Source organism: Hamadaea flava (genome assembly GCF_024172085.1).
GTDB lineage: Bacteria > Actinomycetota > Actinomycetes > Mycobacteriales > Micromonosporaceae > Hamadaea > Hamadaea flava.
In genome coordinates this window covers 2,318,373-2,331,185 of record NZ_JAMZDZ010000001.1, presented here as the reverse complement: position 1 = coordinate 2,331,185, position 12,813 = coordinate 2,318,373, and the positions used below count along the sequence as shown (strand labels likewise).

Here is a 12,813-nt window from a genome sequence, read left to right as displayed (position 1 = left end):
AGCGGGGGCCGGCATGCTGACCCGCCGCGATCAGATCCACGCCCGGCAGTTCCTGCGCAAGCGCCTGCACACCGCGCTGACCGCGCAGAAGCCGGATCCGCTGGAGTGGTCGGGGACACGGCTGCCCGGGGTGACCTTGGCGGCGGTCATGATCCTGGTCATCTGCGTCGCGGCCGTCGGCGTCTTCGGACTGCTCAACCCGCTCGGGGCGAAGAGCTGGACGAGTTGCGACCGGATCATCGTCGAGAAGGAGACCGGGGCGGCGTACGTGTGTGACGGGGTGAAGCTCTATCCCACGGCCAACTTCACCTCCGCGGCTCTGCTGCGCGGTGTGCAGGACCCGGTCCGGGTCGCCCGCGCCTCGCTGACCTGGCCACGTGGGGCAGCGGTCGGAATCATCGACGCCCCGCCGACCCTGCCCGCCGCGGCCGACCTGCTCGGCGGGGCCTGGTCGTTCTGCGCCGCCGCCGACGGGGCCGCGACGAGATCGGTTCTGCTGCCGGGGACGGCGGTCGCCGGGGACGATCTCGGCGACAGCGCGGTGGTGGTGACCGACGGCACGGCGTACCACTTGATCTTCGGCGGGCAGCGGCACGAGTTGCGTGACCCCGACGTGGTCCGCAGCGCGCTGGCGGTCGACGCCACGGATGTGGTGCGGGTAGACGCGGCCTGGCTGGCGACGCTGCCGGCGGGGCCGGCGCTGACGAAGATCGTGATCGATGGGCGGGGCGGAGCGGTCGCGAGCCTGGCCGGCGTGAAGGTCGGGCAGCTGTTCGTCGCGACCGACGGCACGGCGTCGCAGCGCTTCGTGGCTCGGCGCGGCGGGTTGCAGCCGATCAGCGCGGTGCAGGAGACGCTGATCCGGGCCACTGCCGGGGACACCACGCCGTCGCGCCCGATCGATCAGGTGCAGCTGGCGGGCGTGCCGAAGGTGGCGGCGATGGACCTGCCGAATCTCGGGGACGGTTCGGTGCCGCCGATGATCCCGGCAGCCCGGTCCGGCGGCGTGGTCTGCCAGATCGTCGCCGACGCCACCGACGCGCGGGCGATCGTGGTGGGCGCCGAGGTGCCGGACTCGGGGGTGGCCACGGTGGGCGACGGCGTGGCAGTCTCGGGGACGTTGCTCGCCGACGAGGTCGCGATGGAACCTGGCCGAGGCGTGCTGGTGATGGCATTGGCCAGCCCGCAGGCGACCGCCGGGCCGGTCTACCTGGTCACCGAGACGGGCCGCCGCTACGCGGTGGACTCGGCCGACGCGCTGACCCTGCTCGGGTACGCCGGCGCCGGAGTGGTGCGGCGGCCGAGCACGCTGGTCGACCGGCTGCCGCAGGGGCCGGTGTTGTCCAGGATGGAACTGGCGATCGCCGCTCCGTGACGGCTATGATCGGGCCCAACTGGTTCCCGGCGGAGCTGGCCACAATGGAGGATCGTCATGATCCCTCACGAGAACGCGTCTGCGGCACAGATCGCGGAGACGACCATCGCCACCTCGAAAGAGGTGATGACTGACGCTGCCCAGACCCTGGTCGGCGAGCCGGGAGCATACGGCGGGATGGGCGGCGAGTTCGCCGTCTTCGAGTCCGACGCCGTGAACGGCGCGGTGGCCGACGCCTCGGCGAACGTGCCGGCCGGGAATCCGAAGATCCTGGAGAGCCTGTTCTTCGGCCAGTCCGCCAAGACGCAGACCGCGGCACTGTCCGCGCTGGCCGACGACGTCCTGCACGGCGTGTACGCGCTCGGGAACTCGGTCGGCGTGTCGGCCGATACCTACGACGAGGCGGACCGGGGCGCCGACCACACCATGGACGGCGTCGAGACGTCCCTGACGACCACGGCCCGGGACGGGCTCTTTCCGTGAGCCAGCCCAATGGGGGGCGGGACTACTTCGGGTTCGACGAGACGGCCGCTGCGCAGCAGCTCGAAGTGCCGGACCAGCAGACGACGGACTGGGACGGCATCGAAAGCTTCGAGGTCATGGTCGACATGATCCTCAGCGAAGACCCGAACGGCCCCCGGCGACTGGCCGACGCGTACGGGCGGGTGCTGAGCCAGTTCTCGCGGCACGTGGAGATCGTCGACGGCCGGGCTCGATACGTCCGCGTGGCCTGGAACTCCGGCCTGGCCCAGGAGCGCTACTTCTGGTTCGCCGGGGCGCACTCGTTCGCCCTCGACACCTGGATCGACGGGCTGCAGATGCGGATCGAGGTCCTGGAGAAGCTGGCCGACGACGTCCAGGAGGCACGGGACCGGGCAGAGGAACTGCTCGCCGCGTTCCGCAAGGAGCTGAAGGAAGCGCTCCAGAAGATCAAGGCCGACACCAAGGCGGAATACGAGCAGCAGGCCGCCGAGATCTACGCCCGGCTCAACAAGAAGTACGCCAAGAAGATCCGGCCGGTCGGCAAGAAACTGTCGGCCGATCTGATCAGCGGATCCCGATGGCTGGGCGACCCCGGCACGGTGCCGCCCCGCTATCGGGGCGCGGACGCGGCCAAGCCGTGGCGGGCGTACTCGCCGGAGCAGCTCGGCAGCCGATCGCCGACCGACTCCCAACCCCCAGGGCTGATCGAGCCGCTCGCCGAACTGCCGCAAGGCCCGGTCCTCGATCCGGCGCCCGACCTGTTGTCCGCGGCCGACTTCCGGGGGCTGAACGGGCTGCCGACGGGCTGGGCCCCGGCCGATCAGACCAGCCTGCTGCCGACCGCGTACCAGCCGACGCTGACGGGGCTGCCGTCCGCGTACGGTCCGCAGCAGACGCTGCTGGGACGGCTTCCGGCCGGGCCGATCCTGGCCGCCCCACCGCAGGTGCCCGCGCTCAGCAGCCGGCGGACGCCGCCGCAGCTCGCCCGCCCGGTGATCGCGCGGCGGGCCGCCACGGAGGCCCTGGAACGCAAGCTGGCCGTGCTGGAAGGACGGTTCGCCCCGGCTGCGTTGACGCCACCGGCGACGGTGGACGTCGCGGCCCTGTCGGCCCGGGGCGGCCTGGAACAGGTGCTCACCGCCGGACCAGCGGCGGCGGTGTCCACCCCGGCCCCGGCGATGACCCCGCAGGCAGCCATGAGTGCCCAGCAGACGCTGACCGGCCGGGGCGTGCCGGCGTCAGCGCCCGTGGTCGCCGCGGCGGCCCGGGCCGGACCGATCCCGCTCGGCGCACGGCGACGGGTCGTTGGCGTACCCCGAGCCGAGCCCGCGTCGCCCCGATCGACGGCACTGGCCGCCACCCCGGAAACCGAACCGGAACGCGGCCCGACACCGCCGACCCTGGCCCAACGACTCGCCGCCGGCTGAGGCGGCACCCGCAAGGTAAGCAAGCCACCCAAGAGAAAGGCAGCGGCAGATGTCTGGTGACATCGTCAAAGTTCATTTCAACGACATGCAGGACGCCGCCCAGTTCGCGGCCAAGACCAAGCAGGAACTCGACGACCTGGCAGCGCAGATCCTCAAGCGGCTGACCATCGACTGGCAGGGCCTGTCCGGCGACACCTTCGCCAACGAGCGCACCAAGTTCATCAACGCGATGCACCACATCGACGCCGCGCTCGGCGGCCTGGCCGATCTGATCAACAACCAGATCTCCAGCGACCTCAAGGGCACCGACGGCAGCACCGTCGGCGTCCTCGACGGCGTCGCCTCCGTGCCGTCGGGCATGGCCGGCTCGTCGTTCAGCTACGTCAGCGCCGGCCTCACCAACCAGTAAGGAGACGACCATGACGAACAACGTGCTCAACGTGCCCATCGCGGAGCTGATCGCGGCGTCGAACCAGTTCCAGGCGATGCTCGACGAGATGCGCGGCCGGCTGTCCGGGCTGGAGGACTACATGGCCGACCGGATCAAGACCTGGGACGGTGCGTCGAAGACCGCGTACGCGCAGCTCCAAACCGAGTGGCAGGCCGGTGCGCAGCAGCTGCACGGGGTCGGTCAGGACTTCGCCGGGGCGATCCTGCACTCCGGGCAGAAGTTCACCCAGGCCGAGGAACGCAACCTGGAGGCCATCGCGCGTACGCGCAGCTCGTTCAGCTGAGCCGGTCCGGGCGGCGCCGGCGCATGACCGGCGCCGCCGCGCCGAGCACCGCGAACACGACGAGGAGCACGCCGACGCCGGCGGCCCAGGCGAGCGCCCGGCGCCACCCGTCCGGCCACTGGGGCTGCGGCGGGGCGTGGCCCAGGGCCGCCGGGGCAGGCGTCCAATACGGACTCGCGCCGGTGGTGGCGGCCTGTTCGGTCAACGCCCGATAGGGATTGACCGTGCCGAAGCCGTACGCGGCGCTGTGGCCGCCACCGAAACCGCCGTCGGCCGTCGCCGTCAACCGCTGGGCGACCTGCGCGGCCGTCCAGGTCGGACGGTACGCCCGCAGCAGTGCGGCCGCGCCGCCCACGACGGCTGCGGCGACCGGCGTACCGGACAGGGTGAGGTGCCCGGACCGGCGCGCCGCCGCGACGACGTTCTCGGCCGGAGCAACGAGATCGACTTTGGAATCGACCGCCGAACCGGACAGGAGCAGCCCGCCCGTGCCGATCGCGCCCACGCCCACGACTCCGTCGTACGCCGCCGGGAACGTCAGCTTCGGCAGGTTGTCGCCGACCGCCGCCACGACCAGGACGTCCTTGCGGACGGCGTCGGCCACGGCGGTTCGTACGCCGGCGTCGTCGCTGCCCAAGGCGTACCCGATGATGATCACGCGGGCCTTGAGCGTCACCGCCTGGCGGATTCCGGCGGCGAGCCGGGCCGGGGTCACCTGGCGCTCGGCGCTGGGGGGCGCGTCGGCGACCCGGACGGGGACGAGGGTCGCGGCCGGCGCGACACCGACGAGACTGGAGCCGCCCTTGGCCCGCGCGGCCACGATGCTCGCGAGGGCGGTGCCGTGACCGTTGCAGTCGAAGCGCGCGCCGGGCTTGTTCGTGGTGACGTCCCAGCCGGTGGCGACCGCAGCGCCGAGTTGGGGATGGCTGGCGTCGATGCCGGTGCCGACGATCGCGACGCGCACGCCGCCGCCGGTGGAGAACGCGTGCGCGCGGCCGAGATCGAGCCAGCGCTGCTCCCAGGACGGGGCGCTGACGACCGGGCCGGGGCTCGGCGGCGCCTGGTAGCCGCACGGTCCCGCGCCGGTTGCGGGATCGGCGGCGAAGACCGGAATCGCCAGCAGAACAGCCGGAACGAGCAGTCGCCGCAAAACCATCTATCTACAATAGACTTCCGGGTGCGCCGGGGAGGGACCCGCCGTGGCCGTTGAGCCGCCGTCAGACGGATTCCTGCGCTGGGTCTGGGACCTGGTCTGCCTGGTCGGCGGCGGATCCACCTGGCCACGGACCAATGAGGACGCGCTACGCGCCTACGGGAAGGCTCGGCAAGACCTGGCCGACCTGCTGGAGCGGTCCGGACACCAGTTCTCCGGCTCGGTCAGCGACATCGAGGCGCTGTGGCGCGGCGCGTCCGGCGAGGAGTTCGTCCGGCGGTGGCGCTACAAGCTCGACGTCGTGGTCCCCGACATCGTCCAGCGGCACCGGTCCGTCGCCGAGCAGATGGACAAGGCCGCGCAGGCGGTCGGCGCGGAGAAGCTGTCGCTGCTCCTCTGTGTCCTGTGGTGCGCGGTCGAATTGATGATCATCCTGATCTCGGCGATCTTCACCGGCGGCGTCAGCTCACTGGCCAGCGCCGGGCCGATCGCCGTGGCGCGAGCCATCGGCGCCCGCCTGTTCGAGACGCTCATGCGCGACCTCGCCGGCATCCGGGGCATCGTGAAGGAGATCCTGGAAGAGGCGGTCCAGGAGGTCATCCCCGACTTCCTCGCCCAGGGCATCCAGAACGTCAACGGCACTCGGCAAGGCTTCGACTGGCGCAGCCTCGGCGTCTCGGCCCTCGGCGGCGGCGTGGGCGGACTCGTCGGACGCGGCCTGAACCGGCCGTTCAGCCCGCTGTTCCACTGGGCGGCCACCCGAGGCCCGGTCGCCGATCGGATGCGCGACTGGAGCGTCTCACGCTGGGTCGCCGAAAGCGGCGTACGCGGACTGCACTTCCAGACCGTCAACCAGGTCACGAACTACGCCGTCAACGGGGCGGTCAACGGCGACTGGTCGGTGGACCTCTCGCTGTCCGGGCTGACCCGGTTCGGCGTCGGGGCCCTGACCGGCGGGCCACGGATGCTCATCGGGAACGCCGCGCACGGGGTGTACGGGCGGCTCGCCGAATCTGTTCCGCTGGCGTCCGCACCCGTTGCGCCTGCGCCTTCCGCGCCTGTTGCCGCTGCCCCGGCCGTGCCCGCAGCGTCGGCGCCGGTTGCGTCCGGGCCCGTCTCGGCCGGGTCGCCGACGGCCGCGCCGACCACGACGAGCACCGGTGTTCCGGCGCCCGGAGCCGTTCCGTCAGGAACGGCGGGTGCTGGGACGTCGGCCGGGCGGGGCGCGACGCCGCTGGGTACGACGACACCGCTGGGTACGACGACACCGGGGACGTCGGCGACGCTGGGTACGACCGGTTCGAGTACGACCGCCCCGGGGACCGGTTCCTCGGTGGACGCTAATGCGGCAGGCCCCAGCTCGGCGGCTGGCCCGGGTTTGACAGCGGGTGGCCCAGCCTCGACGGCCTCGGGTTCCACGACGACCAGCCCCGCGTCGACGCCGGCTGGCCCGGCATCGGCGGCAGCGGCTGCGACGCAACCGGCGGCTAGTCCATCGGCTGCGGCAAACCCGGGTTCGACGGCGGCTGCACATTCGGGCGGTCCAAGCGCGATTTCGGGAGCCAGCTCGGCTGCGGGGTCGAGCGCGGCAGCCACTGGCCCGGCCGGGCCACGTTCTGCGGGACCGGACGCGGCGGAACTGGCCCCGGCCGCGCCGCGTGCTGCGGGACCGGACGCGGCGGGACTGGGCCCGGCCGGGTCGCGTGCGGCCGGGCTGGGCGCGGCAACGCGGGGTTCGTCGGTTCCAGCGGCGGCAACCGGCCCGAGCGCTGTGGGCGTAAGCCCGGCAGGCACGAGCGCCGCGATGAAGACGGGTTGGACGGGCACAGGACGGACGACGGCCGCGCCGGGACCGGACGTGTCAGCGAGCGCTGTGGCTCGCGGGCTTCGCGAGCAGGGGCCCAGTGCCGATCGCGTTACCCGGGAGAACGCCCCCTCTCAGGGGCAGGAACCCCGTGTCACCCCGGAAAACGCGGCGAGCCCGACCACGGCCGCGAGCCCGAGCGCGACCGCGAGCCCGACCGCGGATCCGAACTCGACTCCGACCACGGCGCAAGGCGCAAACCCAAGCTCGACTCTGACTCTGACTCTGACTCCGACTCCGACTCCGAACTCGGCTCCGACTCCGGCTCCGGCTCCGACTCCGACTCCGGACCCGGACCCGGCCACGAGTCCGAACCCGGCCACGAGTCCGAACCTGGGTTCGACGCCGGTGCAGATGGAGGTGCGTGCGGAGCCTGGCACGCCGCATGATTCAGGTGCGGCGCTGCGGTTGGGGGACGGCGTACCGGTGCAAGACGTGCGGACAGTGGACGAGGTCGCGGCGAGCCCCGCCGACGAGCAGTATCTGCGGCAGGCGCTGCCTCGGGACGACGCCGGGCGGTCGCAGCGGTACCCGGATCCGCTCGGCGTCTGGGTCGGATATGTCAACGACGGCGGCCCGACGGTCACCGGCCGGTCGCTGAACTGCGATGACGCTGGCAACTCGGGACTGTCTACATGGTATGGACGCCCGGTGGTCGCGGCCGTGAACACTGGCCGGGTCGGCGTCCCGGTGGGACGGACCGAGGCGTGGGCGGGGTCGGCGTACGCGCCGATGACGGGACTGGCCGAGGTCGAAGCCCGGTTGGCGGCGGTCGCCGACGAGAACGGGGTCGTCACCGGACCGGCCGCCGCAGTCCTCATCCGCCCCGACGGCAGTGCGGTGGCCCACCGTTACAACGTCTACCTGCACGAGGGTCGGGCGTACTACGCCGACCATCAGAACGCGGCGACCGGAACGGCGGAGCGCCCAGCGATCCCGCCCGGCGCGGAGATCCATGCGATCGTGCTCGACCATCTGGGTCAGCCCGCGGCCGCGGTGGCCGTCGAGTCATCGGCCGCGCCCCGCCAGGCGCTTGACTACGTCCTCGTTGCGGGCCGCTCCTTCGGGGCATCCGATCTCGACCTTCGGATCGAACAGCTCCTGGCACTGCCCGGCCCGGACCCAACCGCGACGGCAGCGGCGTTGGACGAGGTCGAGGCGGTCCTGGCCGGAATGGGTCTGACCCCCGAGAGCACGGCGATCAGGTGGGCCCGGCTGCTGCGTACGCCGGCCTCGTCGCCTATGGCCGGCGCCTTCCGGCGGCTGCTTCGGCGGCCGGGGTGGCGGAGCGCGTACGAGCGGGCACTGGCCGCCTCTGATGACGTGGCGCGCGAGTTCACGCAGCAGACGGCATCGGTAGCGCGAACAATCGCGCTGGCCGAGGTGTTCGCTGAGACCCCGGCGCCTAGGTGGCCACACCGGAGCGGCACCGGCGTGATGGACGTTGGTCATGAGCTCGCGGAAAAGTGGTTCGGCGCGACAGGCACGGCGGACAGGTCGCGGATCGTGATCCGCTCCGACCCGGGCGCATCCCGGACCATCGTCGAGTACGCCGTCCTCCCGCCCGGCGAAATGGTGCGTCTGGAGCAGATCAAGGGAGGATTCCGGATCGCGGTCCGGCACGATGCCGATCCCACCGAGGCGGTCACCAGGGTCGCCTTGGCGCGGGAGTTGGCTCGGGTCCGGCTCGGCAGCGAGCGATTCCGCCCCGACAACCCCGGTACGCATGACAGTTACCTGGAGGTGCTTCAGGCGTACAGCAATTTCGGCGTTTCGGATGTGGCGCAGACCTTGCGGATGAATCGTGAGCCAGGCGGGACCGGGTTCCGCAGCGACCGAGACGCGGCGGCGAGCCTGGTGCAGCGGGGTCTGGCGGACGCCGAGCGGGTGCGGCGGGCGTTGGCGGAGGCCGTCTCCGTGGTTCCCGCCGCTGCGGGCGCCCTGATCCGCCTGTACGCGGCCGAGGCCGAGGCCGACTACCAGCCGGGGGAGCGCCTCGGCGGGTTGATCTCGCATGGTTCGCCAGCTCTCACCGCGGCGGTGCTCATGGCGGCGGCACGTGACCTGAGGGGGCAGCCGGCCGTCTCGGATCCGTCCGAGCAGCCCACGATTCTGCTCGACGCGGTGGATCGCGCCAGGGTGATGCGGGCGGCGGCCGAGCGTGCGTCGATCGTGAACCGGCAGGGCCTCGTCGACAGCCGTACGCACCGATTCGCGCCGAGCTTCGTCAGGGCGGTCCGGCGGCAGCAGGCCGAGGTCGAGGCCGAGATCCAGCGTCGGGACCCTCCACCGGCGCCGACCGCGGCGAAGCGACCGGCACAGCGTACGGCCGCGCCCGACAACGTCGGGAAGACGCGAGAGATCGCGTTGCCGCCGCTCAGCGGCTCAGCCGAACGGCTGGACGCTTCGCTGCGGTCGGCGTTGCAGACCGCGGCTGGGCGGCTGCGACTGCTCACCGCCACCCAGGAGGCCGCGGTGGTGGCCAGATGGGGCGGCGATCTTCTCGCCATCGGCAGCGGCCGACGCCCACAGGGGACGATCGATGATCAGCTTGGCGCAGCCCGGGACCTGATCGGGCGGACGATCAGCGGACCGGACGCGGCGTACCTGCGCGACAACGGCGGCGGCGACGCAGATGTGCTGTTCCAGCGGCGATTCACGGATGCTCGCGGACGGGAGCGAGTCGTCGAGGCCGTCGTCCACGTGTTCCGGTACGGCGACTTGCGGATGGCGTACGTGGCCGATGTGGCGCTCCGATCCGATCCACGGACCGGCTTCGGCCGTCCGATGGCCGGCCCCCCGCCCCGTCATGTCACCGTCGTCGGCCACCGCACCAGGAAGGCACTGCCGGGCCCGGCCGTCCCCGTCCCTCCGCGGCAGCGGACGGCGTCCATTGTGGCTGCCCTGCAAGGGGTTGCGAACGATTTCGAGGCCGCTAGGACGCGTACGTCGCGCGGTACCGACCTCGTCACCCTGAAGACGGCGTCGGAGCCGTTCGAGCTGCGAATCCAAGTGGCCCGTACGCGCGGCGGGGCGGCTGCGGAGGTCCGGCCGCCCCGGACCGGCCACGCGGTGTGGGAGATCAGGCTCGATCCGCGCCGGATGGATCGGCTGAGCCTGCGGCTCGATCTGGCCGAGGCGGTGGCAGCGGTGCGGGCGACCATCCTCGCGCAGACCGGTGAACGCATCGGCCTAGGGGCGGACCGGTTGGCGAGGGCAGCTCGGCTGGCGGCGATCGGCGTCGCGACAGCCGCTCAGCCGGCGGGTGTAGGCGGCTCGCGGCCAGTTCCGTCGCGGTGGATCGCCGAGGCTCACGCCTTGATCGAGGAACTGGGATTGCGGCGTGACCTGTCCGCCTACGAGGAGCGCGTGGACGAGATCGGACAGGCGCTTGAACGTACGCTGGGACCTGCTGCCAAGACTGCCTTCGAAACGGTGACGGCGCGCCTCGGGGAGCCCGTCGCAGCGATCACCGAGCCTGCTCAGCGCTCGCAGGCCGAGCACGCCCGGCAGGCCGAGGCGAAGCGGGCGCTGGCGAACGCAGCAACCGACATCCTGCTCGGTCAACACCTTCCGGGCCTGGCGGCTGACCTTCCGGTGATCTCCGACCTCACCTCGTTCGGATCGACTCTGACCGGCTCGGCGCTGTCGCGGCACATCGCCCGGATCCTGCCGGACATGCTTGCGGCGCGCGGGCTCACCGCCACCGCGGTACGCCATACGGCCGACACGGTCACCGCGACCGCCGCCCATCGGGGGCTGGGGGTGCCGGTGACGGTTCGGGTGCGGACCGGTGAGCTTTCGGCCGAAACAGCGGCACGTCTGGGGATCGACCTGGCCGACCGGGTCGTCTCGATCACCGTGCCGAGCACGATTCGGTCGGGGGACGCCGCGCTGGCCGTCGTGGGGGCGCTCGTGCAGGGTCTGGAGACGGTCAGCCGGGCCGACCGTGGTCGGTCGACCCGGCCGGCCGACTTGCTCGGACAGCATGCGCTGACTCGTCGGATGCGACCGGAACTGGACGGACCGAGTCCGGCTGACGTCGGGCTGGCCGCACAGATCCAGTGGCAGGCCGATCACCTCCGGCCTCGGGATCGGGGGCTGTCGCTGAGAAACCTGCAGGTCCTGCTCGACCGGGCGGGCGCTTGGGGCAGCCGTCCCCAGGCGGAGCTTCGGCGGCAGATCCTCGAGAAGCTGGTTCCGGGCCGGGTCGACGACCTACTGCGATTCGCTCCGCTGATTGAGGCGACCGTGCGGTCGATATCCGCTGAAGGCCCGCGGCTTACGGTTGCCCGGGGTCGCCGGCGGCTGACGGTTCAGCTGCCGATCGGCCTCGAATCCGCGGGTTCGCTGACCGCGCCGCCGCATCAGCCACTACATCCGGGCGTACGTTCATTGGCTGGCCGGCGGGCCGACTGGCTGGAGCGCAAGATCGCCTCCACGCGGTTCCGGATCGACCGCTTCGGCTCCGACGCCGGCGCGCGTACGCGGAGTCGGGCGTTGGCGGCGGCCCTGCGGACTCTGCTGTGGGCTCCGAAGTTCGTCGCTAAGCGACCATTGGCGTTGCTCACCGGCAAGCTTCGCTATCAGCGCATGTGGCGGGTGGCCGCGATGTCCGTCAAGCCCGGCGTCAGCCTTGTCCGGTTGCCGGACGGCAGTCATCGGTTCCTGACCTATGTGACGACGTCCACCAAACGCTCGGTGAACCGACTCGGCGCGATCCGGTTCTCGACCTTCACGACGTGGCAGGACAACAACACGACGGCGGTCGGGCCGCCGGGAACGCCGCCGTTGTGGCTGTTCCCGCTCAGTGGCCGGGTCGGGTTGGACGTGCTCCAGACGGTCGCCGCGTTCCTCGCCCACATTCCGCTCATGCGGTTGTCGGTGAAGGACGGCAGCGGCATCGGCACGCCGATCCCGTTCGGCAACACCGACGCCGAAGCCGGGCGCGCCACTGTTCGCGCGTACAGCTTCCAAGACGGCGTGTTGTCCGGGCAGACGGATCCCGCGTACGCCGCGACCCGACGGCACTCCCTCACGTTCTACACCTTCACCGGCACCTTCATCGACGTCCAGATCGGACCCGCGACCGGCTTCTACATCTGGATCGGCGGTCAGGGGTCCCCGGTGTCGGGCAGCCAGGATTATCAGGAGATGGTGGAACGGCTCCAGCAGATCGTCGACGATGCGCGGAAGCGCGCGGCGGAGGGACATCCGGTCCGAGCAATCCAGGAGCTTCGGAAGTCCATATCGGCCTACTTGAAGGGCTTCAAGGACGCGGCCGACTGGGAGTTCCAGCCGATCATGTTCGAGGTCGGCTACTCCCACCGTTACATACCGGCGTTCGACGGACCGGACCGCGCCGGGTGGGACGCACCCCTACACAGTCCGTTCACCCAGGCCAATGACCATGTCGGGCTCCAGACCAATCCCAACGCGTCGGTGTCGGTCGGCGCCTTCAGCCTCAAACCGCTGCGGCGCCTGGTGACCGGCCGGAAGGCCGCCGACGGCCGCCGGCTGCGAAAGACGGCGTTCACCAGTTGGCTGACCCAGGAGAGCGTCGGCGACCATCTCGATCTGGCGGGCCTCACCCCGATGCTGAGCCCGGAGAATCCGGCGTACTCCGTCGAGGTCCATCTGCCGGAGGCGACCCGGGAGAAGCTGGCGGAGCATCATAGACTCCTGGCGGGCAAGCCACGGAAGCTTGCCGATGTCGCTGAGAAGGAGGCGTTGGAGCGGCTACACGATGCCGGGCCGGGTCTGTGGTGAGCTGCTTC

General features: G+C 71.6%; 7 protein-coding genes. 6 read left to right on the top strand and 1 reads right to left on the bottom strand.

The window, feature by feature from the left end; all coding sequences use genetic code 11:
- Window positions 1-13 precede the first annotated feature (13 nt).
- The 5 genes from eccB to HDA40_RS10945 are packed head-to-tail and all read left to right on the top strand — an operon-like array spanning window position 14 to window position 4,019.
- Complete coding sequence (gene eccB / locus HDA40_RS10965) at window positions 14-1,375, top strand: type VII secretion protein EccB (protein WP_253754625.1); 1,362 nt, start codon at window positions 14-16, stop codon at window positions 1,373-1,375.
- Window positions 1,376-1,432: 57 nt separating this feature from the next.
- The gene (locus HDA40_RS10960; RefSeq protein ID WP_253754623.1) at window positions 1,433-1,858 is read left to right on the top strand and encodes a hypothetical protein; all 426 of its coding nucleotides are present in this window, start codon (window positions 1,433-1,435) and stop codon (window positions 1,856-1,858) included.
- Window positions 1,855-3,285, top strand: a complete 1,431-nt coding sequence (locus HDA40_RS10955) for a hypothetical protein (protein WP_253754621.1) — start codon at window positions 1,855-1,857, stop codon at window positions 3,283-3,285. Before HDA40_RS10960 ends, HDA40_RS10955 begins: the two co-directional genes overlap by 4 nt.
- Window positions 3,286-3,334: 49 nt before the next feature.
- Entirely contained in the window at window positions 3,335-3,694 is a 360-nt protein-coding gene (locus HDA40_RS10950) for a WXG100 family type VII secretion target (RefSeq protein WP_253754619.1), read from the top strand.
- Between the two features lie 10 nt (window positions 3,695-3,704).
- Window positions 3,705-4,019 (top strand): WXG100 family type VII secretion target, encoded by a 315-nt coding sequence (locus tag HDA40_RS10945; RefSeq protein WP_253754617.1) that lies wholly within the window; start codon window positions 3,705-3,707, stop codon window positions 4,017-4,019.
- On the opposite strand, the gene HDA40_RS10940 is transcribed toward HDA40_RS10945, so the two are convergent.
- On the bottom strand, window positions 4,012-5,175 hold the full coding sequence (locus HDA40_RS10940; protein WP_253754615.1) for a S8 family serine peptidase: 1,164 nt from the start codon (window positions 5,173-5,175) through the stop codon (window positions 4,012-4,014). The genes HDA40_RS10945 and HDA40_RS10940 overlap by 8 nt on opposite strands.
- A 43-nt stretch (window positions 5,176-5,218) precedes the next feature.
- Here HDA40_RS10940 and HDA40_RS10935 point away from each other — a divergent pair, with 43 nt between their 5' ends.
- A complete protein-coding gene (locus tag HDA40_RS10935; RefSeq protein ID WP_253754613.1) occupies window positions 5,219-12,805 on the top strand; it encodes a WXG100-like domain-containing protein in 7,587 nt (2,528 codons plus the stop codon).
- Window positions 12,806-12,813: the final 8 nt, after the last annotated feature.

What these genes read in the sequence shown, in the direction of transcription:
- eccB (WP_253754625.1), top strand. Translation starts at nt 14, where the DNA reads ATGCTGACCCGCCGCGATCAGATCCACGCCCGGCAGTTCCTGCGCAAG.
- HDA40_RS10960 (WP_253754623.1), top strand. Translation starts at nt 1,433, where the DNA reads ATGATCCCTCACGAGAACGCGTCTGCGGCACAGATCGCGGAGACGACC.
- HDA40_RS10950 (WP_253754619.1), top strand. Translation starts at nt 3,335, where the DNA reads ATGTCTGGTGACATCGTCAAAGTTCATTTCAACGACATGCAGGACGCC.
- HDA40_RS10945 (WP_253754617.1), top strand. Translation starts at nt 3,705, where the DNA reads ATGACGAACAACGTGCTCAACGTGCCCATCGCGGAGCTGATCGCGGCG.
- HDA40_RS10940 (WP_253754615.1), bottom strand. Translation starts at nt 5,175, where the DNA reads ATGGTTTTGCGGCGACTGCTCGTTCCGGCTGTTCTGCTGGCGATTCCG.